We start from the raw sequence: 19944 nt of genomic DNA on the forward strand, positions 1-19944 counted from the left end.
AGCGCAACGGCCTGAGGATGGATACGATTCCCGCACCTCTGGACCCGACGCTTGACGCTCAGTGGCCTGAAGGAGCGCCTGAAGCCCTTCATCAACCGCCTCTTCCCGCCGAGGGTCCTGTTAGCGCTCGAGGATCGATCCATCACCGTGATGGTTCGTCCAGGGGACGGCCGGCCCGGACCCGGCCACCCCGTCCGCTCTGATCTGCTGCGGACGGTTCCGATCCCACGCGGGGTCTGTGTCGAGGGTCTGCCCATCCAGCGGGCGGCCCTCGGCGACCTGATCGGAGATCTGCTGCTCGAGCTGGGTCTGCTCAGTCCCGTGGCCAAGGTGGCCCTTCCCGCGGCCGCCTGTGCCTGGCGTCTGGTGCAGTGGCCCTTCGAGGAGTGGCCCGAGGAGCCCGAGCAGGCGCTGCGGCAGATCGATCCCGACCTGGGTCTGCCCTACGCCCTCTCCCAGGCCTATCTGCAGCTGGTGCCGCTGCCCGGCTCGCCCGCCGCAGGGCTCACCTCCCTGCTGGTGAGCGCGCCCCACCAACTGGTTCAGGCCTGGATCGAGGTCTTTGACATCGCCGGCCTCGAACTCGAGCGGATGGAGGCGGCCCAGATCTGTGAACTGCGGGCGGTGGCGCCCCTGCTGGAGGCGGTCGAGTCCAGCGAACTCGTGGCCCTGGTGGAGGTCCAGCCCGCCGGCGGTCGCCTCACCCTGCTCAAGGAGGGCTGTCCCGAGTACGGCCGCGGAGTGACCGGCACCGTGGCGGATCTGGCCGATGAGCTGAAGCGGGTCGTCTCCTTCTGGCGCCGGCGCGATCCCCAGGTGCGCTCGGTGCGGGTGCTCGCCTTCGGGCCGGGCGTCGTCCGGCCGGAGGTCGCCCCGGCCCTCTCGCTCGGACCGGACTGGCGGGTGGAGGTGCTCGATCCCCTGGCCGAAGGTTGGCTGGCGGTCGATCCCGGCTCCCTGGCCGATGGGGGCGATCCTGACAGCGTGGCCGTGGCCGGCCCCACCCTGGTCGGCCTCTGCGGGCTGGCCCAGGTGGAGACGCTCCGATGAGCGGTTCTCTCCCCCCGGTCGATCTGCTGCGCGAACGGCGCCTGGAGCTGGGTCTCCCCCCGGAGCCGGCCCCTCCCCTCAACACGCGACGGCTGGTGTGGATCGGTGCCGCCATCGGCGGCGGCCTGGCCGTGCTGGCCCTGGGGGCCGCGTTGCTGCTCCGCCTGCAGCAGCACCTGATGGCCCAGGAGCTGGCTCGCCTGGCGCCGGTGCGCGACCAGGCCGAGCAGCTCAACCAGCAGCTGGCGGGCGACACCAGGGTGATCGATACGGCCCGCGCCGCCAACGATGCCCTGGCGGCCGGCCTGGTGGCCGTCCGCTCCGGGTCCGCCCTGATGACCGACCTGGTCGGGCGCACCCCCCAGGCCCTGCAACTCACCGCCACCCAGGTCACCCAGGAGGATCTGGAGCTGAAGGGGCGCACCGGCGATCCCGGCGCGTTCGAGCGGATCAACGCCCTGGTCCTGCGCCTGCGCAGCTCCCCGCTGCTGGATCCGGCCTCGGTCAGGCTCGTGCGCGCCATCCGCGCGGAGGCCGACTCCGGCAACCGGGCCCCGGGCCCCGGGCGGCGGCTGGTGGAGTTCGACGTGAGGGCGGCCTTCCGGGAGCCCCCCTCCTGGTCGGAGCAGCTCACGCTCCTGCGGCAGCTGGAGGCCGGGGGCATGGCGCTGCGGCTCGAACGGCTCCGGAGCGAGGGGGTGCTGCGATGACCAACCTGCAGGAAGGGGCCCAACCCCGCTCCGAGACCGTCCGTATCGGTCTGCTGATCGGAGTGCCGATCGCCGCCGGCGCGCTGGTGGCCGCGCTCGTCCTGGTCGGGGGGGTCCTCCAGCCCTGGTCCCAGGTGCGCCGCGATCAGCTGCAGCTCGATGAACTCAGGGCGCTGGAGCAGCAACTGCCGCTGCTGCGGGCCCAGCGGCTGCGCCAGCTCGAGGAGCTCGAGCGTGTGAACCGGCAACAGGGGGACCTGCTCCAGCTGATCGCCGGCAGCGGCGAGCTCGACACCTTCCTCGCCCAGTTGAACCGTGAGGCCACGGCCACCGGCGTGCAGCTGGATCTGTTCGAGCCGCTGGAAGCTGTGGCTCCGGCCACGGGGGCCGCCCCGCCCCCGGGCACGCCGCCCCCGGGCCAGCCCGCCGAAGGCCAGCCGGCTCCGCCCCAGGATCCCCTGGAAGCCGCCGGACTCAGCAAGACCGCGGTCCTGCTCAACGCCAGGGGGACCTATCCGAACCTGCTGGCCTTCCTGCGCCGGCTGGAGCGATTGTCCCTGCTTGTGGCTCAGAGCGATCTGAACCTCGAGCTCGAGACCCCCGGCCAGCCGGTGCCCGCCGCCGGCCAGCCAGCCCCTGCCGCGCCGATCCCCCGCGTTCTGCTCAAGCTCAACCTGGCTCTCTATGGCGAGCCATCGGCCCCTGACCCGGCCCCACCGGCCGCCGCCGCCCCGCCCAGCTCCCCCGCCCCGTAGACACGCCCTCCCACCCGACATGAACCGGATCGTCCCCTGGTTGCGCCGGCCTCCCCTGGCGGTGGCCGCCCTGATGCCCCTGACCTGGTGGTTGGCGGTGGGCACGGCCCTGGCCGCCCCCCGGCTGCCCGCCGCCGTGACGGCGGAGCCGGCGGGGGAGGGGCGGGAGGGGGGGGCCTCCACCCAGCCCCCGGCCGGATCGGCTGCCGTGCAGCTGAAGGCGCGTCGCCTGCCCGATGCGGTCGAGCTGGTGATCGAGGGCACCGGCCCCGGACCCGTATTGCAGCAGTTCACCAATTCCAGTGGCTGGGAAGGGCAGCTGACGCTCACCCGTCCGGCCGTGCTCCGGTTCGGACCCCAGCGGATCAGCCTGCCGGAGGCCGGCCTGCAGCGCATCAGCCTGGAAGGGACTGGCACCAGCTTCTTCCTTCAGGTCTCTTCGGCAGAAGGCCGTGTACCCCGGCCGGTGGTGAGTGCCGACGGCCGCAATCTGATCCTGACCTTCCCGGCCTCGGCCCAGGTCTCGCTCCAGAGCGGACGCCTGGACCTGAACACCCCCGGCCGGGTGCCCCAGAGCGCCTATGCCCCTCCCCTGAGGCCCCGTGCCTCGGCTCCGCCGGTCGGGGACATGGCCGTGGGAAGCATGGTGCTGCGCAACCGCAGCTTCGTGAACGTCAGCGGGCCGCAGGTGACCATGACCCTGCGCAACGCCCCGCCCCGGGACGCCCTGATGGCCCTCGCCCAGCTGGGTGGCTACGGCTTCGTCTATGTCGATGCGGACCCCGTCCCCGGCGCGGCCGGCCAGCTGCCCCAGGGGGCTCCGCCGGTGTCGATCGCCTTCCGGGGCGAGAGCTACGCCCGGGCGATCAATGCCGTGCTGCTGGCCGCAGGACTGCAGGGCAAGTTGGAAGGCAACATGATCGTGGCCGGCCCCACCGTGCTCAGTAAAACCTTCGGCACCCAGCTCTCGAAGGTCTACCGGTTGAACCAGGTCTCGGCCAGTTCCGCCGCCGATTACCTGGCCAGCCTCGGCGCCACGATCAACAAGACCTTCACCACCACCTCCACCTCCCAGGAGGTGACCTCCACCGGCACTCCGGCCAACAACACGGCGGCCTCCACCGCCACCACGGCCACCACCACCCAGATCAATTCCTTCGGCGCCAGCCAGGGTCCCCTGCTGGGGCTGATCGGCACCACCGACTCACGGCTGGGCACGATCACCCTGGTGGGGGAACCGCCGCTGGTGTCGGTGGCTGAAGCCTATCTGAAACAGCTCGATCTGCGCCAGCGCCAGGTGGCCCTGGCCGTGCGTCTTCTTGATGTCAACCTGGAGAATGATCAGGAGATTGCCAACAGTTTCGCCTTCCGCTGGGGGAACAATTTCATTGTCAACGATGCGGGCCAGCTCCTCGGGGCGTTTGGACGCAACCTTCCCCCCACGGCTGCCGAATTCGCCCTTCAGTCCCAGGGCCTGCTCGCTCCGGGTCTGAATCCTGGCCTCCAGTATCCCAGGGATAATTTCTTTGATTTCGTGCGAGCCCAGATCCAGTCGCGCAACACCAAGCTGCTGGCCAGTCCCACGCTGATCCTCCAGGAGAATCCCTCCCTGCTGCGTGAAACCTCCGGCGGCGGTAACGGCAGCGGCAATGGAGATTCCAACCAGGGGCTCGATGCCTACACGATCGATTCACCGATCGGCCGCCGTCGGGCCAACGAGGCCGCTGTCCGGGTCGGCACCAACGTGGTCACCAACGTGGATGTGACCCAGCAGGAGAACGGCGGCACCCAGTGCGAGCTGGAGCTCTCCACCGCCGGCCTGGTGCTCGGCGCCCGGATCGAGAAGATCGACGACAACGGGTTCGTCACCTTTTCCCTCTCCCCCAGTGTGTCTGCCGTGACCGACACGATCCCGGGCCCCCCCACCTGCACGTCGGAGATCAGCATCTTGAGCGTGCGCCGGCTCGATACGGGAGCGCTGCGGGTACGCGACGGACAGACCCTGATCCTCACGGGTGTGATTTCCGACTTCGATGTGGCGGAGGTCTCGAAATGGCCGATCCTGGGCGACCTGCCCCTGGTGGGCCAGTTCTTTCGGGGGTCAACGAACTCCCGCCAGAAGCGTGAGCTGGTGATCATGGTCACCCCGAGGATCATCAACGACGACGAAGGCGGCCTGTTCGGCTATGGCTACCAGCCCTCCAGCCAGGACGCCCGTCAGTTCTTCTCGGCCCCCCAGTGAGCGGCACGGCCCGCTGAGATGTCAGGCTTGAGCCGGCTGCGAACCGGTCAGCCCCCTCAGGGCATGGATCGTGCTCTGAGCCAGTGGATCCTGTTCTCAGCCGTTTGGATGGAGCACAGTTCGACCCAGTGCTGGATAGCGGCGGGTTGATCCTGGATTGAGGTGGGGACGCTCCCAATTCAGCTTGTTCTGGGCAAACTGTTGCCGGATGCTCCGGTGCCGTGATTCGGGGTCAGGGCCGGAATCCAGGAGTGCCTGGGCCAGAATCTGGCAGCGATCCAGGCCAAAACTGATCTCATCGTGCGGAGATTCGGCGACTCCGATACCGGGGGCAAGCGGCTCGGTGAACAGGGGAATCGGATCTCGCAGGTACGGTTGCAGCTCGACGGCATGGTCCCGCAAGACGGAATGAAGATCGGGGTAGTGGAGGCTCTCCAGGTGGAGGATTGTCGCGTCAAATCGCCGATCGCTCAGGGGCTCATGCAGGGCTTTTAAAGTGAAGGGATGACCCAGGCGGTTGAGGGCTTCGGTGAGCAGGTGCATCAACACAATCACCCCCTTGGAGCTGACATTGAAATAGACGTCCATGCAGGGCTGATCCGCCGCTGGTTGTCCCCCGTTTCCAATCGCCATGTAGTACTCCCCCAGCAGATAGGCATTCGGGAGTCGCAGGCTCACGGCAGTGCCAACTGGGAGTGACGGCAACCGGTCTCCTTCGAAGTGTTGTGCTGTTGGCGGTGTGACCGGAGCTACATCGAGGCAAGGATTGACCCAGAGTCGGAGACCGTCTTTTTCGACATGAGCACGATCGCCCTCCGTTCGGATCACCTCCCAGCCCGAATCCAGGAAACCTGTGCCACTGTTGGCCGTCTGGATCTGCTCAAAGAAATGCATCGTCCCTTCGGGATCGATCCTGGAGCCCCTGTCCTGGGGAGGGGGAGAAGTTCGCTTCTCCTGCTCACCGCTGAAATAAATGTCATACAGGTAATTTCTAACCTGGCGTAATACGTAAGCTTGCCGATGTTCCTCCGAAAGGGACCTGTAACGTTGCTCATCCTTGCCAGAGGGAGTAGCGCCCAATGGTTGAGTCAGATCGAGCGGGAGATAGGACGGATGCTCGATCAGTGGAGGCTCCACCAGGAGATTTCTGACCAGATCGGCCAGCGCACTGTCCCGGGAATAGTGTTCAACCCAACCGGGGGGGGAGGCCTTCGCCAGTTGCTCGTTCGGGCCCTGGGTTGACGGGATCGGAGCGATTGACTCGGTGATCTGGGTGTGGGGATGGAACTCCCAGGAGGAGAATGTTGTGCATCCAAACACCGTGATCCGGGCGGATTCAGGTTGGCACAACAGGGACTTAGCCACCTGCAGCATGGCAATCTCCAGATTGCCAAACGGCTCTCGGTAATGCAATCGTTCCTGAATGGCCTCAATCAGCCCTAGGCCGGCAAAGCGCAAGACCCGGTCCACAAAATCAGGAAACCTCACTCCAATCCGAGGAAACTGAGAGAGATAAGCCTGGAGGAACTCCGTCAGAGAGGGTTGCAGGGTGACCAGGGGTATGGTGGCCAGCCGTAGGGCCACGGCGATATCAATATCCCGGCTCAGCCTGAGACTCTGGAGCCAGAGTCTCAGATATTCAGCAACGACAGCCCCCACATCAAATGCTGGATCGCCCCAGGCCCATTGCTCCCAATCAATCACGCGGATGATCCCCTGCCCGTCCGGCAGGTGAAGCGATGCCGGGGAAGCTGGTAAGGGCGAGGTTGGCCAGCGTGGCCAATCCCGATGCAGTAAGATATTGTTGAACTTCAAATCATTGTGGATCAAACAACAGGGTGCATAATCCGCTTCTAATTGGGCAATGGCCTGGGACAAGTGATCGGAGCGCTGGTACAGCTTGTAGAACATCAAGCCATCCACAGAGATCCGCTTGAACAGGTCAGGGGTCAGATTCTCCAGCTCTCCATGAAAATCTGGGACGTTGTAGTGATCTGTGGTAAGACCAGCCTTTCCCGGATCTAATTCATGCCGGTACTCTTGCCGTTGAAAAGTGGCCTGGTGAAGCGTGGCGAGAGAGATCCCCAGAACCGCAGCTATTGTTGTAGAGAACTGATGGGTATCTCGATAAAACTCACCTAGATCGGAGTAGTGCTCCAGGAAGGCTGTGATCAGGATCCTGTTGGCGGGATCAAAATCCACCCACGCGGAGACCAGCGACTGGAGGGAACGCAATTCCTCATGGTTGCTCAATAGTGTATGGATTCGCCACTCTTGTTGAAAATCAGATTTTGAATTCCCTGTGCGATCAGGGGGCTGCTGCTTCACCAGCAGGCTGGTTGGGATGTTGCTGGTCGGTTTTCCCGTCGCTAATTTCACCAGCAGGTTGTGATTTTTGCCCCGAAGTGGTTTGACTGATAGAAGAGTGTCCTCGCCATGGCATCGGCCATGCTGAACCAGATAATCCAGGATGGTGGTGTCGTCCAGGCGCACAAGCATGGTCAACCTGGTTCGCAGTCATGGTCCATCGGTCCAACCCTCCAAGACGTCCTGATGAGCACTCCGGGCGAGCCTTCGCCAAGGTTTCGAGAGGGCCGGAGGGCCTTCTCGAAACCACGACAGGTCCGAACCGGTGTTGGGGGGTCAGCCCCTGAGCTGAACAGGGATCGGGTGGTCCCCGTTCATGGGCTCAATCGAAAGCACGCCGGCGGCTGCGGCGGCTGCGACGGGTAGGGCGGCTCATCCGGCTCATCCGGCTGCGGCGGCTGCGGCGGCGATTACCCCCTGAGATCGATGATTCATCCTCGGGGTTGAGATCCTTGAGGAAACTCTCGGACCCTGAAAGCAGATCCAGTCCTAGCAGCTTGCTGTCTCGTGCGAATTCGTTGGACATCTGTGATTCTCCTTGCTGGCCACAGGCCAGAAACCATGGGTCAAGATGGATCGAAGCGGTGATTGGGGCACCATGCTGCATTGACTGCCGCAGGTGGTCATCGCTTCGATCCATCGGTTCAGCCCGGGTGGCTGAACTGCAGGAAGAGTAAAAGCTGGTTGGTAAGAGAACGGTACGAAGCTGGCAAGAATGCTCTTACGGTTGGGTTGTGCGATCGGGCCGGCTGGCTGGGCTGTCCGCGGTTCCCTTCCAGGACCCGAGCCCGCCAGCACAGAGCCCTGCCAGGGCCTGGACCCCGCCTGCGGGGACATGCCAGGCCGAGGGTCTCAGCGGGGAAAGCTGACGGTGAACGTGGTGCTCTGTCCGGGCTGGCTTTCAACGGAGATCGCCCCGTGGTGGCGGTGCACAATCTCCTGGGCGATGGCCAAGCCCAGGCCCGCGCCGCCCATGCTGCGGGAGCGCGACTTCTCCACGCGGTAAAAGCGTTCAAACAAATGGGGTAAATGGTCTGGAGCGATTCCGGCTCCCGTGTTGCTGACCGTGACTTGAACATCGTGCTGCTGACCAACCGCTCTCAGAGTGACCTTGCCCTGGGCGGGCGTGTGTTTCACGGCATTATCGAGAAGATTAAGAAACAACCGAATCAGATGATCCGGGCTTCCATGAATCTTGAGATCGGGTTCAATATCGGTGAAATAATCAAGGTGCCGCAGATCGACTAAGGGTTGAATCTGCATGGTGATCGCCTCCAGCAAATCACTCAGATCAATCCTTTCCAGATGCCCATTCTCGTGTTTCTGCTCCAGCCGGGAGAGGAGTAACAGATCGCTGCTGAGGCGAATCAAGCGATCGACTTCCTGCCCGATTGTTTGCAGCGTTTCCACATACGCCGCCGCGCTACGGGGTTGACTCAGGGTGACTTGCAAACGGCCTTTGAGGGCGGTCAGGGGAGTGCGGAGTTCATGGGAAGCATCAGCTGTGAAGCGTCTTTCGTATTCAAAGGTGTCCTCCAGTGAGTCGAGCATCTCATCAAAGAGAGTGGCCAGCCGTGCGAGTTCATCATTTGTTGTGCCAGAATAGTGAATCCGTTGAGTCAGATCGCCACTGACCCGGATCTGTTCGGTCGTTCGCGTGATTGTCCCGATCGGCTTGAGTGCCCTGTTGGCTAGGAACAGGCCGCCGAGCCCAACCATGCCAAGCAGAAAGGGAATCTTCAGGAGGTGGCGATGCAGCAGATTTCGTAAGGTGACGTCAACGGACTGCAAAGACTGAGCGACTTTCAGCCATCCGGATCGACTGCCATCGGGAGCTAGAACCTCTTTCGTCAAGGTCCGCCAGCGCCCCTCTCGCGTGGCCACAGTCTGGAAACCAGGCTTGAGATCCTGTTGTCTGGACAGGGAGAGTGAGTCTCCAAAGCGTTCTTTCACGGATCCATCTCTCCCCAGCAGGTAAATTTCAACTCCAGCTTCGTTGAGCAGCGCAGCTAAGACCGGTGCATCCTTGCGGGGATCAAATACCAGGGTGTCAACTTCATCATCCAGATTCTTTCGGGCCTGAATGGCACTCACGGACAGGGAGCGGTCGGTCTGGCTCAAGAGGATCTGGCGGAACTCAAAATAAATGAACGTGTCGGAGGCAAGCATGGACAGGCCTGCCAGCAGGCTGTACCAGGCAACCAGGCGAAATCGCAGATTCTGCCAAGGCTTCACGTATGTCATGTGCCTAATCGCCAGGGGCAATGTCGTCGTCTGGCTTGATGCAGTATCCAACACCGCGCACGGTCTTGATCAGCGAAGAGGGCTCCTTCCGATCAATCTTTCGCCGGAGATACCCGATATACACATCAATCACCTTGAAATCTCCATAGAAGTCAAAGCTCCAGACATGCTGGGCAATCTGGGTCCGACTGAGCACATGGTCCGCATGGCGCATCAGGTACTCCAGAAGGGCAAACTCACGGGGACTGAGATCAATGGGGCGATCCCCGCGCTTGACGCTGCGTTGGCCTGTGTCCATCTCCAGATTGCCCACCTTGAGCACCACGTCTGTATGGAGTGGGGGGCGTCTCAGCAATGCCCGCAATCGAGCCAGCAGTTCTGTGAAATCAAATGGCTTGATCAGGTAATCGTCAGCCCCTGCATCCAGACCCAGCACGCGATCGTGCACCGTGTCCAGTGCCGTCAACAGCAGCACCGGCGTCTGTAATCCCTGTTTCCGCAGTTCCTTCAGGGCGCTCAATCCATCCAGCTCGGGCAGCAGGACATCCAGTACGATCACGTCATAATCGGCGGCCATCGCAAAGTCGACCCCCTCACGGCCATTGGAGGCCAGATCGATGGCATAGCCAGCTTCGCTGAGCCCTTGATGGATAAATCTGGAAATACCGGAATCATCCTCCACCACTAAGATGCGCATGCTGGATTAGTCCATGTCTGCCAATGGATTCATGGCCGCCGTCACACCAAGGGGTCCAGGCTACCTTGCTTGGAGGGGCTGATGTTCCCCCCTGCGCCGGGAGCGAACGCACGCCTCGGGGTTGAATCCCCACGGTTCAGCATCGGCCCACCCCAGCGCCTCCGGGATCGGCCGGCCACGGGTGGGTTCACAGCGCCATCGGGATGAGGGCCTTGGCTGCGATCGGTGCCAGGAAGGAGAACACCGCCATGGCGCCGCCCATCAACTGGGTGCCCATGCCGTTTCCCCCCTTGGCCCCCGTGGCACTGGCCTGCAGGCGGCTGGAGGCCTCCCGCAGCTGGGCGGCGTTCTCCGGTTCTCCCCCCCGCTCGTAGAGCCCGGCGGCGTAGCCGAAATCCTGGGCCGCCAGCCCCGTCTTGCCCTGCTCACTGCGGGCGATCCCCCGCGCCACCCAGCTGATGGCGGCGTCGGGCTGCTTGCGGATGGCCTCGCCGAAGAACCGCTCCGAATCTGGAAATCGCCCCTGCCGCGCCGCGTCCACACCGGCGTTGTGGAGCTCCGCGTAGCTCTGCTGGGCGGGATCGATGCCGGTGGCGCCCTGCCAGTGGGTCCCCGAGAGCGCGGAGGGGTCGAAGCGGGCGCCGCTGAGGTCCGCCTGGCGCAGGTCGGTGCCCTTCAGCTGCGCTCCGCGCAGGTCGGCGCCCCGCAGGGAGGCGCCGAGCAGGCTGGTGAAGCTTAGATCGGCCCCCTCGAGCCGGGCGCCATCGAGCCGGGCCCGGCTCAGATTCGCCCGGTCCAGCCGGGCGCCGCGCAGGTCGCTGTCCCGCAGGTCGGCACCGGCCAGATCCGCATCGCTGAGCTGGCAGCCGCTGCACTGCTTCGTCTCCAGCAGCTGGATCAGGGGCTGCAGCGTGCTGGCGCCTGCCGAGGTCGATGCCCCACTGAGCAGGGCCAGGCCCCAGGCCCCGGCCAGGAGGAGACCTCGCCTGGGGCGAGCCCGGTGGGGATGGTGGCGGGCGAGCTGGAACACGGGTGGTTGGGGACCGCTTGCGGCTGTTCTACCGGGGACCAGCCCCGCTGTCGAAGCCTCGATCAGCCCGGGCACACCGTTGCAGGGTTGCCTCCAGGCGACGGCGCAGCACCCGGAGTGAGGCGAGGGCCCGGCGACGGGCCGGGGGGGGCTGGCGGGGGGCGAAGCGAAGGGTCAGGTAGGCCTCGGCCAGGGGCTTGAGCACGGGCCGCAGTTCCGGGCGGCACTCCCCCGCCCGGGCGTAGAACCGCCCCAGATCCTCACCGGGGCGGGGGCTGAGGCCGAGGCGGTCCAGCCCCCGCAGGCACTGGGCGAGCTCCCGGCGGAGGGGATCGCCGCCCTCGCGCCGCTGGCTCCAGTGCAGCAGGGGCAGCACCAGGGCCAGGCTCAGGCCCACGCCCCCCAGCACCAGCAGGCCCAGCACCTCCCGCCGCTCCCCCAGCAGCCGCTCCAGCAGAGCCTCCTGGGCCCGGCGGTCGAAGCCCAGAACCCAGCCGGTCCAGCGCAGGTCGAGGCCCCGCCACTGCTGGTTCAGCCAGCCCAGGGACCCGGTCTCGCGGGGGGCCTGCCCCTGGCTGGCGGCCTGCCCCTGCCGGATCCGGCTCGGAGCGATCCAGGCGGTGGGGTCCACCCGGCGCCAGCCTTCCAGCGGCAGCCAGACCTCACTCCAGGCATGGGCATCGCTCTGGCGCAGGTCGAGGTAGCCGCCTCCGCCGATCTGGCTGACCCACTGGCCCCCCTGGTAGCCCACCACCACCCGGGCCGGCAGACCCGCCGCCCGCATCAGGGCCGTGAAGGCGCCGGCGTAGTGCTCGCAGAACCCCGCCCGCGACTCGAACAGGAACCAGTCGAACCCGGCCTCGGCAGGCAGGGGGCCGGGCAGGAGGGTGTAGCGGAAGGGCTGGCTCCGGAACCAGCGCTCCGCCGCCTCCAGCCGCCGCCGGGGGGGGAGATCGGTGGCTGCCCAGCCGGCCCCGAGGGCCTCCAGACGGGGGTTCGATCCAGCCGGAACGGCCAGGGCCTCGGCCCCGGCCGGCCTGAACGCCCAGGCGGCCGGCCGCTCGGTGCCTCCGAGGCCGTAGCCCCGCCGCTCGATCGGCGGCCGGTCGTTGCGCAGCTCACCGGCCGCGTCGATGGTCAGGGCCGGATCGAGCGGGTCCCCGCGGCCGCCCCAGGGGAGCAGCGGCAGGCGGGAGGGTTCCGCCAGCCAGAGTTGGTCTCGGCGGGGCGGCGGCCCGCTGGGCCGGGGAGCGCGAACGCCGGTGGCCGGGGCGGGGCGGTCGAGCGGCCCCGTCCGCTCCCAGCGCCGCCCGTCGAAGCGATCCAGCACCAGCACCCGCCAGTAGCGCTCCTGGGGGGGGGGCGGGGGCCCATCGCCGAAGTCGATCCGGGCCGCCGGGGCGTCGCTGGCCACCAGCCGGGCGATGGAGCCCGGGTCCAGCCGATCGCTCAGGCCGGTGCGCGCGGTCTGGCCGAGGGGAACCTCCCAGAACGGACCGAGGCGCGGCACCAACAGAAACAGCACCAGCACCAGGGGCAGGGCCGCCCCCAGCAGCCGCAGGCTGCGGCCCAGCACCTCCCGGGCCGGCACCCCCACGCCGTGCTCAAGCGTCAGCAGCCCGGCCAGGGCCAGGGTGGTGGCCAGCCCCTGCAGCAGGGCAGGGGCCAGTCCCGGCCTCAGGGCCGAGAGCACGCCCGTGAGGATCAGCACCAGCAGGCTGGTGAGCCGCAGCTCCCGGCGCGTGCGGCCCTCCCCCAGCTTCAGCCCGGTCAGGGCCACCAGGGCGATCACCGCCCAGCTCAGGGGCAGCCCGATGTCGAGGCCGGGCAACTGCAGGGCCAGCAGGGCCAGGGCCAGTCCCTGCAGTCCGCACACCTGGCGGGCCATGGGGATGGTCGTGGGGGGGTGTGTGGTCATGGCGCCAGGGCCAGGGCCGCCAGGCAGCGCTGCCGGTGCTGGGGGCCCGCCGCGGGGGGGATCGTGCGATCGGGCAAGTGCAGGCCGTAGCGACCGCCGGAGGCGGCGAGGCTCCAGATCCGCTCACTGAGATGGGTATAGGCCAGCTCCCGGGGCAGGTCGGGGACCGGAGCCAGCAGGCGCTCGCCGCTCACCGCGGCCGCGAACACCTTGCTGTGGGACCCGCGCCCCCGTGCCAGGGCCTTCCAGTCCCGTCGCGTCGCCCCGTCCTCGGCCCGGTGGGGGCGCAGGTCGCGCCACTCCCCCATGCCCGTGCCGGCCGGGCCGGGCCCGTCGGCGTCGGGGGCGAGACACGGGGTCGCGGAGGGGTCGGCGACGGCGGGCATCTCCAGCACCGGCCCCCTGCGGCGGGCCGGGTAGATCAGCTGGGGGATGGTGGGATCCCACAGGCTCCAGCAGCGCAGCAGCCCCAACGGCGCGCTGGAGCGGAGCCGCAGCCGGCCGGGGCCCTGCAGCCCCCGCCGGCTCGGGGTCCAGGGCACCGCCACCAGGTGCCGCCCCGGGGGGAACGTCCGGCCGGGCGCCTCCCCCTCCCCCTGGAACAGCCCGAAGCTGCGCCGCTCCCGCGGGAACTCCAGCTCCAGCTGGACCCGCCGGCAGCGGCTCACGACCCAGACCGGATAGGACACCTTGCCGCCGGCGAAGTCCGGCGCCGGCTCGCCGCAGCTGAGCTCGAGGCCCTGCAGGTTGAAGGCGGTGAGGTGGAGCGTCAGCAGGAACAGACCCAGCAGAAGAAATGACACCAGCAGGGCGCCGTTGCTCTGCAGCTGGAGGCCCACCAGCTGGAGCATGGCGGCGCCGCTCAGCCACAGCCAGCCGAAACCGGTGGGCCGGATGAAGATCCGGCGCAGACTGAGGCGCAGCCGCGGACCCCGCTGGGCGCGGAACAGTTCAGCGGAGCCCATCGACTCCGGCCAGCAGCCGGGCACTGTGCCCCTGCGCCGTGCCGACTCCTGCGCCAGGGCCGTTGTCGCCACCCCCGCCACGGTCGTGATCGCCGCCACCGGCGTCACCCTGGCCACCATCGAGACGGTGCTCCGCCACCGCCGGCAGCACCGCCTGCACATCGGCCGGAATCACGTGGTCGCGGCCAGCCAGCAGGGCCCAGGCCCGGGCCGCCGCCAGCAGGGCCTGGGCGGCCCGGGGCGAGAGGGGAGCGGGGCAGAAGCCGCTCTGCCGGCTGAGGCTGACCAGATCCAGCACATAGGCCAGCAGCTCCGGAGCGGCGTGGAGGCCGGCCACCCGCGCCTGCAGGTCCAGCAGATCAGCGGCGGTGAGCACGGGTTCGAGGGCGGCGGGCCGCAGCCCCTGCCCCGCCAGCAGGGCCAGCTCCGACTCCCGGGAGGGGAAGCCGAGGCTGAGCCGCATCAGGAAACGATCCAGCTGGGATTCGGGTAGGGGAGCGGTACCGGTCTGGCCCAGTCCGTTCTGGGTGGCGATCACGCAGAACGGCTGCGGCAGCTCGTGGCTGGTGCCGTCCACGCTCACCCGGCCACTGGCCATGGCCTCCAGCAGGGCGCTCTGGGTGCGGGGGCTGGCCCGGTTGATCTCGTCGGCCAGGAGCACCTGGCTGAACAGCGGGCCGGGCTGGAAGCGGAAGCCGCCACCGCCGGCCTCCAGCACGCCGATGCCGGTGAGGTCGGCCGGCAGGAGATCGCTGGTGAAGTGCACCCGTCGGAAGTCGAGCCCAAAGCCCCGGGCCAGGGCTTCGGCCAGGGTGGTCTTCCCCAGGCCCGGCAGGTCTTCGATCAGCAGGTGGCCCCGGGCCAGCAGGCAGCACACGGCCAGCTTCACCTGGCGCTCCTTGCCGAGCAGCACCTGGCTGATGCGATCCACCACCCGCTGCGGTGAAGCTGGCTGGTCCACATTGGGCGACAGGGGTGCCCAGGCTAGGAGTTCCACGGCGATGGACATGCCCGAGCGGCCGGTAGGGGACGAGCAGGGCGTCGCGGAAGCGTTCCGCCATGGCGGCAACCTGGAGGCCACGGCCCGGCGGCTGGGCTGTCCGCCCGGCAGCCTGCTCGACGCCAGCGCCTCCCTGGTGCCCTTCGGTCCCCCGGCCTCCGTGCGGCGCCTGCTGGCGGGCGTGCTGTGCATTCCGGCCGGCCGGCCCTCTCCGCTGCGGGACTACCCCGACCGCGACCAGCTGCGGCTGCGGCAGGCGATCGCCGCCCGGCACGGGCTCGATCCCGCCGCCGTGCTGCCCGGCAACGGCGCCGCCGAACTGTTCACCTGGGCCGCCCGGGACGCGGCCGCGGCGGGCGCCACCGTGCTGCCCAGCCCCGGTTTCGCCGACCATGCCAGGGCCCTGGCCTGCTGGGGCGGCGCCCGTCTCCCCCTGCGGCTGGATCCCGCCGCCACCCTTGCCACGGCCGCTCCCTTCCCGGGACTCCCCGCCAGCTGCACCGCGGCCCGGGTGATCTGGATCACCAACCCCCACAACCCCACCGGGCAGCTGTGGAGCCGCGCCTCGCTCGAACCCCTGCTGCAGCGGTTCGATCTGGTGATCCTCGATGAGGCCTTCCTGCCCCTGGTGCCCGGCGGCGAGAGCCACTCCCTGATTCCCTTGCTGAGCGACCATCCCCAGCTCGTGGTGATCCGCAGCCTCACCAAGTTGCTGGCGATCGCCGGGCTGCGGCTGGGCTATGCCCTGGCGGCTCCCGAGCGCCTGCGGCGCTGGGCCCGCTGGCGCGATCCCTGGCCGGTGAACGGCCTGGCCGCCCTGGTGGGCCAGGCGGTGGTGGGAGACCGGCGCTGGCAGGCGCGCGTGCAGGGCTGGGTCGCCAAGGAAGGGCCCTGGCTGCAGGCCCGCCTGGCCCAGCTGCCCGGGCTCACGCCGCTGCCTTCGGCCGCCAACTTTCTGTTGGTGCGCGGGGATGGTCCCCTGCTCGAGCTGCGCGAGCGGCTGGAGTGCAACCGGCGGGTGCTGCTGCGGGATTGCCGCTCCTTCGAGGGCCTCGGTGACCACTGGCTGCGCATCGCCCTGCAGGACCGCGGCGGGAACCGCCGCCTGCTGGGGGCCCTGCAGCGGGAACTGGCCCCCGCCCCGGGCGGCCCGGTCCCGCTCAGGCCGCGCTGAGCTCCACCAGCAGCTGGGCCAAGCGACGGTCGGCTTCCCGCTCCGCCAGCCGCCCCATGCCGGCCCGCAGGCCGAGCAGCGGATCGCTGCTCCCCTCGCTCCGTCCCAGCCGCGGGCCCAGCAGGGCCCGGAGCGTGCGCTCCAGGGTGGGGTCGTCCGCCGCCCGCTGGCGGAGCAGGACGGCGGCGCCGACGGCCACGGCCGCGGCCGCGTTGGCGTCCTGGTGGGCGTCAGCCGCCTGGGGAAAGGGAACCAGCAGGGCGGGGGTGCCGCAGACCGCCAGTTCGCTCAGGCTGCCGGCCCCGGCCCGGCTGATCGCCAGGTCGGCATGCTGCAGCAGCCCCGGCAGCTCATCGCTGAAGGGTCGCTCCGCGTAGCCCGGCAGCTGCAGGCTGCCCAGCTCCGGATCGTTGGAGCCACTCAGGTGGACCACCCGGCACCCCGCCGCCACCAGCCGGGGCACCAGGGGGCGCACCATCCGGTTCAAGCCGACGGCCCCCTGGCTGCCGCCCATGACCAGCACCAGGGGACCCTCCCCCGGGGGCACCCATTCCGGCAGGGCCGCTTCCGCCAGAAAGCTGGACCGCACCGGGGTTCCCGTCACCAGCGGCTGGCAGCGGGGCAGCCGCTGCGCCGCCTCGGGAAGGCCCACCGCCACCCGGCTGCAGTGCCGACCCAGCAGCCGGGTCACACCGCCCGGGATGGCGTTGGATTCGTGCAGCACCACGGGAATGCCGCACCAGCGGGCCGCCAGGATCGCCGGTGCGGCGATGTAGCCACCGGTGCTGAACACCACCTCAATCCCCTCCCGTCGGATCAGGCGCCGCACCTCCCGGCTGGCGGCGATCAGGCGCAGCAGCTGGCACAGCTTCCGCCATCCCGGTCCGTGCAGGCCTCCGGCCCGGATCGTGTGCAGGGGGTAGCGGCTGGGCACCAGATCCCGCTCCAGCCGGTCGGGGACACCGAGCCAGCTGATGCACCAGGACTCGGGAAGGGCCTCCGCCACAGCCAGGGCTGGGAAGAGATGGCCACCGGTGCCGCTGGCGGCGATCAGGAGCCGGGACATGGGGCGTCACTGGCGCGCGGAGCGCGCCTCCAGGGCGGGCCTAACTTAAAAGCACAGCCCTGGCCCACCCGATGCCGCTGACCCGCCCGTTCCTGTCCGCGATGCTGACGGTGGCGGTTCTCTCCGCAGCTCCCGTTCTCTCCCCGGCTCCCGCCGCTCTGGCCGAGCCCCCCGCGCCGGCCCTGCTCCAGAGCCTGGAGTCGGCCCTCAACAGCGGGAATCCCGCCAGCCTGGGCAACCTGGTCGTGGCCGGCCCGGGCCTCGATCCCTCCGATCTGGAGGCTCGCTACGGGCTGCTTCGCGACCGCTTCCCCGATGCCCGCTGGCAGGTGACCCCCGGCGAAACCCTCAAAGATGGCCGGTCCACCGTGCGCATCACGGTGGTCGGCACCCGGGAGGAGGGCCCCTTCCGCTATCGCCTCGATGCCGAACAGCTGCTGGCGCTCAGCGGCCGGTCCGACCGGATCGATGGCCAGGACCTGATCCGGGAGACCACCACCCTGCGGAGCGGTGAGGTTGATCTGCCGATCAGCGTCCTCATCCCCGATGCCGTCCTCACCGGCCAGCGCTACGACGTGGATGTGATCTTCGATGACCCCCTCGATGGTCAGGTGGCGGCCGGCGGCATCGCCGCCCTCACCCCGTCCCAGATCAGCGCCCTGGAAACCCCCGACCTGGAACTCGCCGCCCTGGGCGGCGGCGGCCTGTTCAAGACCGTGCAGGCCCCTCTCAGCCCCGGCAGCCAGACCTGGGCGGTCCTGCTGGTGCACCCCAAGGGCATCGTGAGCACCACCAAACGGGTGCGGGTGGTGGCCGATCGGGCGGCCCTCACCCCCTGACTCCCCAGGACGTTCGGCAAGATTCGGTCATCTCTGGAGGGGCGTCGGATGGGATTCCGTCGCCTGGACAGGCGAGCATGGATACTCTCCACCGTTGAGTCATGCCGACTGTCCCGATGATCCAGAGGGTCCTGCTGCCACCGGCGGCGGCCGCCCTGGCCCTGGTGCTCCAGGTGGGCGGTGGGCAGGCCCAGACCGGTCCGGCGCCGGACACGGCCCCCCGCCGTCCCCCTGTCGAGCTCAGCGAAACCCAGAAGGCGGAGCTGTTCCGGGCCCGCCGCGACCTCTCCCTGCGCACCTACACCAGCCAGATGGCCATTCTTCAGAAGGGTGAGCGCTGTGTCCGGGCCGCGCGCGAGCTCGAGGCCCTGCTGCTCTGCCGCAGGGAGGAAGGTCAGGCCCGGCGCGAGCTGATCAACGCGAACCGCCAAGAGGCCCGCGCCGTCTTCGAGCGGCTCGGGCTGCCCATCCCCGAGGGCCGGAAGGGCCAGCGCCGCGCCAAGGACAGCTAGCTGAGGGGGGCGCCACCGTTCGGGGCCCGCCGGGGCATCCGCTCAGGCCTCGTCAAGGGCAGCCACCCCCGGCAGCACCTTGCCCTCCAGCAGCTCCAGGCTGGCGCCACCGCCGGTGGAGATGTGGCTCATCTTCTCGGCCACGCCCACCTTCTCCACGGCGGCCACGGAGTCGCCGCCACCGATGATCGTGCAGCAGCCCTTGGCGCTGAGGTCGGCCAGGGTGTGGGCGATGCCGTTGGTGCCGGCGGCGAACTGGTCGAACTCGAACACGCCCATGGGGCCGTTCCAGATCACGGTCTTGCAGTCGGCCAGGGCCGCCTGGAAGGCCTTGAGGGCGTCGGGACCGATGTCGAGGCCCATCCAGCCGTCGGGAATGGCGTCGATCGGGGTGGTCTGGCTGTTGGCGTCGGGGGCGAAGGCGTCGGCCAGCACCACATCGGTGGGCAGCAGCAGCTGCACGCCCTTGGCGGCCGCCTTGGCCTCCAGCTCCTTGGCGAGTTCGAGCTTGTCCTCCTCCACCAAACTCTTGCCCACCGCCAGGCCCCGGGCCTTGTAGAAGGTGAAGATCATGCCGCCGCCGATCAGCACCTTGTCGCACTTGTCGATCAGAGCCTCGAGCACGCCGATCTTGCTGCTCACCTTGGAGCCGCCCACAATCGCCGCCAGGGGACGCTTGGGTTCGTCGATGGCGCCCTGCAGGTACTGCAGCTCCTTCTCCATCAGGTGGCCGGCCACGCTGGGGCTCAGGGCCTTGCTGACCCCCTCGGTGGAGGCGTGGGCCCGGTGGGCGGCGCCGAAGGCGTCGTTCACATAGACATCGGCCAGGGCAGCGAGCTGGGCGGCGAAGCCAGGATCATTCTTTTCTTCCTCAGCGAAGAAGCGCACGTTCTCCAGCAGCACCACATCGCCATCGGCCATGGCGGCCACCTTGGCCTCGGCGTCGGGGCCAATGCAGCTGTCGGTCTTCACCACCGCCTGGCCCAGCAGCTCGGCGAGGCGCGCCGCCACCGGGGTGAGGCGCATGGCCTCGTTCACCTGGCCCTTGGGCCGACCGAAGTGGGCCGCCAGGATCACCCTGGCGCCTTTTTCGGTGAGGTCGTTGATCGTGGGCAGGGCGGCGCGGATGCGGGTGTCGTCGGTGATGGCGCCGGCGTCATCGAGCGGTACGTTGAAGTCGACCCGCACCAGGACACGCTTGCCGCGCAGGTCGTCGGCGGAGAGGCTGGTCAGGGAGCGCTTCGCCATGGGATCGGACAGTGGAAAACGATGGGCGAGGTTAACCTGCAGCCCTGGGCTGACCGGCAGCCGGGGCGCTAGGACAAGAGCCCGAGCGCTGCGCCTCCGGCCCGCCAGCCCGATCCATCCGCCCGGA

16 protein-coding genes are annotated in these 19944 nt (G+C 68.4%); 7 read left to right on the forward strand and 9 right to left on the reverse strand.

Annotated elements, in window-relative coordinates; all coding sequences use genetic code 11:
• Positions 1–150: 150 nt before the first annotated feature.
• The 4 genes from ACWJI7_RS03210 to ACWJI7_RS03225 are packed head-to-tail and all read left to right on the forward strand — an operon-like array spanning position 151 to position 4757.
• A complete protein-coding gene (locus ACWJI7_RS03210) occupies positions 151–1050 on the forward strand; it encodes a type IV pilus biogenesis protein PilM (protein WP_479935317.1) in 900 nt (299 codons plus the stop codon).
• A complete protein-coding gene (locus ACWJI7_RS03215) occupies positions 1047–1760 on the forward strand; it encodes a PilN domain-containing protein (protein ID WP_479935319.1) in 714 nt (237 codons plus the stop codon). Before ACWJI7_RS03210 ends, ACWJI7_RS03215 begins: the two co-directional genes overlap by 4 nt.
• Positions 1757–2515, forward strand: coding sequence for a hypothetical protein (locus ACWJI7_RS03220; protein ID WP_479935321.1), 759 nt, complete (start codon positions 1757–1759; stop codon positions 2513–2515). Before ACWJI7_RS03215 ends, ACWJI7_RS03220 begins: the two co-directional genes overlap by 4 nt.
• Positions 2516–2534: 19 nt before the next feature.
• Positions 2535–4757: a type II secretion system protein GspD gene (locus ACWJI7_RS03225; protein ID WP_479935323.1), complete on the forward strand. Its 2223-nt coding sequence runs from the start codon at positions 2535–2537 to the stop codon at positions 4755–4757.
• A gap of 96 nt (positions 4758–4853) precedes the next feature.
• On the opposite strand, the gene ACWJI7_RS03230 is transcribed toward ACWJI7_RS03225, so the two are convergent.
• The 7 genes from ACWJI7_RS03230 to ACWJI7_RS03260 all read right to left on the reverse strand — a co-directional run bounded on the left by ACWJI7_RS03230 (position 4854) and on the right by ACWJI7_RS03260 (position 14987).
• Positions 4854–7256, reverse strand: coding sequence for a T3SS effector HopA1 family protein (locus ACWJI7_RS03230; RefSeq protein WP_479935325.1), 2403 nt, complete (start codon positions 7254–7256; stop codon positions 4854–4856).
• 720 nt (positions 7257–7976) lie between these two features.
• Positions 7977–9368, reverse strand: a complete 1392-nt coding sequence (locus ACWJI7_RS03235) for a sensor histidine kinase (protein WP_479935327.1) — start codon at positions 9366–9368, stop codon at positions 7977–7979.
• A 4-nt stretch (positions 9369–9372) separates the two neighbouring features.
• Positions 9373–10065: a response regulator gene (locus tag ACWJI7_RS03240; protein ID WP_479935329.1), complete on the reverse strand. Its 693-nt coding sequence runs from the start codon at positions 10063–10065 to the stop codon at positions 9373–9375.
• A 187-nt stretch (positions 10066–10252) separates the two neighbouring features.
• Entirely contained in the window at positions 10253–11095 is an 843-nt protein-coding gene (locus ACWJI7_RS03245) for a pentapeptide repeat-containing protein (protein WP_479935330.1), read from the reverse strand.
• A gap of 28 nt (positions 11096–11123) precedes the next feature.
• A complete protein-coding gene (locus ACWJI7_RS03250) occupies positions 11124–12983 on the reverse strand; it encodes a transglutaminase TgpA family protein (RefSeq protein ID WP_479935332.1) in 1860 nt (619 codons plus the stop codon).
• Between the two features lie 26 nt (positions 12984–13009).
• Positions 13010–13978 (reverse strand): DUF58 domain-containing protein, encoded by a 969-nt coding sequence (locus ACWJI7_RS03255; RefSeq protein ID WP_479935333.1) that lies wholly within the window; start codon positions 13976–13978, stop codon positions 13010–13012.
• On the reverse strand, positions 13965–14987 hold the full coding sequence (locus ACWJI7_RS03260) for an AAA family ATPase (RefSeq protein WP_479935334.1): 1023 nt from the start codon (positions 14985–14987) through the stop codon (positions 13965–13967). Before ACWJI7_RS03260 ends, ACWJI7_RS03255 begins: the two co-directional genes overlap by 14 nt.
• On the opposite strand from ACWJI7_RS03260, the gene ACWJI7_RS03265 reads away from it, so the two are divergent.
• Entirely contained in the window at positions 14986–16152 is a 1167-nt protein-coding gene (locus ACWJI7_RS03265; RefSeq protein WP_479935336.1) for a pyridoxal phosphate-dependent aminotransferase, read from the forward strand. The two genes, ACWJI7_RS03260 and ACWJI7_RS03265, sit on opposite strands and share 2 nt — an antisense overlap.
• On the opposite strand, the gene ACWJI7_RS03270 is transcribed toward ACWJI7_RS03265, so the two are convergent.
• Positions 16139–17218 (reverse strand): UDP-N-acetylglucosamine--N-acetylmuramyl-(pentapeptide) pyrophosphoryl-undecaprenol N-acetylglucosamine transferase, encoded by a 1080-nt coding sequence (locus ACWJI7_RS03270; RefSeq protein WP_479935337.1) that lies wholly within the window; start codon positions 17216–17218, stop codon positions 16139–16141. The two genes, ACWJI7_RS03265 and ACWJI7_RS03270, sit on opposite strands and share 14 nt — an antisense overlap.
• Positions 17219–17289: 71 nt before the next feature.
• Between ACWJI7_RS03270 and ACWJI7_RS03275 the strand changes: the two genes are divergently transcribed.
• Positions 17290–18057, forward strand: coding sequence for a hypothetical protein (locus ACWJI7_RS03275; protein WP_479935339.1), 768 nt, complete (start codon positions 17290–17292; stop codon positions 18055–18057).
• Between the two features lie 101 nt (positions 18058–18158).
• Positions 18159–18569 carry a hypothetical protein gene (locus ACWJI7_RS03280; protein WP_479935341.1) on the forward strand — a complete coding sequence of 137 codons (411 nt, stop codon included), beginning with the start codon at positions 18159–18161 and terminating at the stop codon, positions 18567–18569.
• A 42-nt stretch (positions 18570–18611) separates the two neighbouring features.
• On the opposite strand, the gene ACWJI7_RS03285 is transcribed toward ACWJI7_RS03280, so the two are convergent.
• On the reverse strand, positions 18612–19817 hold the full coding sequence (locus tag ACWJI7_RS03285) for a phosphoglycerate kinase (protein WP_479935343.1): 1206 nt from the start codon (positions 19815–19817) through the stop codon (positions 18612–18614).
• Positions 19818–19944 lie beyond the last annotated feature (127 nt).

This window comes from Cryptocyanus atlanticus LEGE 06306 (assembly GCF_056633155.1).

Bases quoted from the DNA above. Each gene is read 5' to 3' on its own strand.
- ACWJI7_RS03225 (WP_479935323.1), top strand. From the start codon at position 2,535: ATGAACCGGATCGTCCCCTGGTTGCGCCGGCCTCCCCTGGCGGTGGCC.
- ACWJI7_RS03255 (WP_479935333.1), bottom strand. From the start codon at position 13,978: ATGGGCTCCGCTGAACTGTTCCGCGCCCAGCGGGGTCCGCGGCTGCGC.
- ACWJI7_RS03265 (WP_479935336.1), top strand. From the start codon at position 14,986: ATGCCCGAGCGGCCGGTAGGGGACGAGCAGGGCGTCGCGGAAGCGTTC.
- ACWJI7_RS03270 (WP_479935337.1), bottom strand. From the start codon at position 17,218: ATGTCCCGGCTCCTGATCGCCGCCAGCGGCACCGGTGGCCATCTCTTC.
- ACWJI7_RS03230 (WP_479935325.1), bottom strand. From the start codon at position 7,256: ATGCTTGTGCGCCTGGACGACACCACCATCCTGGATTATCTGGTTCAG.
- ACWJI7_RS03275 (WP_479935339.1), top strand. From the start codon at position 17,290: ATGCCGCTGACCCGCCCGTTCCTGTCCGCGATGCTGACGGTGGCGGTT.
- ACWJI7_RS03280 (WP_479935341.1), top strand. From the start codon at position 18,159: ATGCCGACTGTCCCGATGATCCAGAGGGTCCTGCTGCCACCGGCGGCG.
- ACWJI7_RS03250 (WP_479935332.1), bottom strand. From the start codon at position 12,983: ATGGCCCGCCAGGTGTGCGGACTGCAGGGACTGGCCCTGGCCCTGCTG.
- ACWJI7_RS03220 (WP_479935321.1), top strand. From the start codon at position 1,757: ATGACCAACCTGCAGGAAGGGGCCCAACCCCGCTCCGAGACCGTCCGT.
- ACWJI7_RS03215 (WP_479935319.1), top strand. From the start codon at position 1,047: ATGAGCGGTTCTCTCCCCCCGGTCGATCTGCTGCGCGAACGGCGCCTG.
- ACWJI7_RS03235 (WP_479935327.1), bottom strand. From the start codon at position 9,368: ATGACATACGTGAAGCCTTGGCAGAATCTGCGATTTCGCCTGGTTGCC.
- ACWJI7_RS03260 (WP_479935334.1), bottom strand. From the start codon at position 14,987: ATGTCCATCGCCGTGGAACTCCTAGCCTGGGCACCCCTGTCGCCCAAT.
- ACWJI7_RS03285 (WP_479935343.1), bottom strand. From the start codon at position 19,817: ATGGCGAAGCGCTCCCTGACCAGCCTCTCCGCCGACGACCTGCGCGGC.
- ACWJI7_RS03240 (WP_479935329.1), bottom strand. From the start codon at position 10,065: ATGCGCATCTTAGTGGTGGAGGATGATTCCGGTATTTCCAGATTTATC.
- ACWJI7_RS03210 (WP_479935317.1), top strand. From the start codon at position 151: ATGGTTCGTCCAGGGGACGGCCGGCCCGGACCCGGCCACCCCGTCCGC.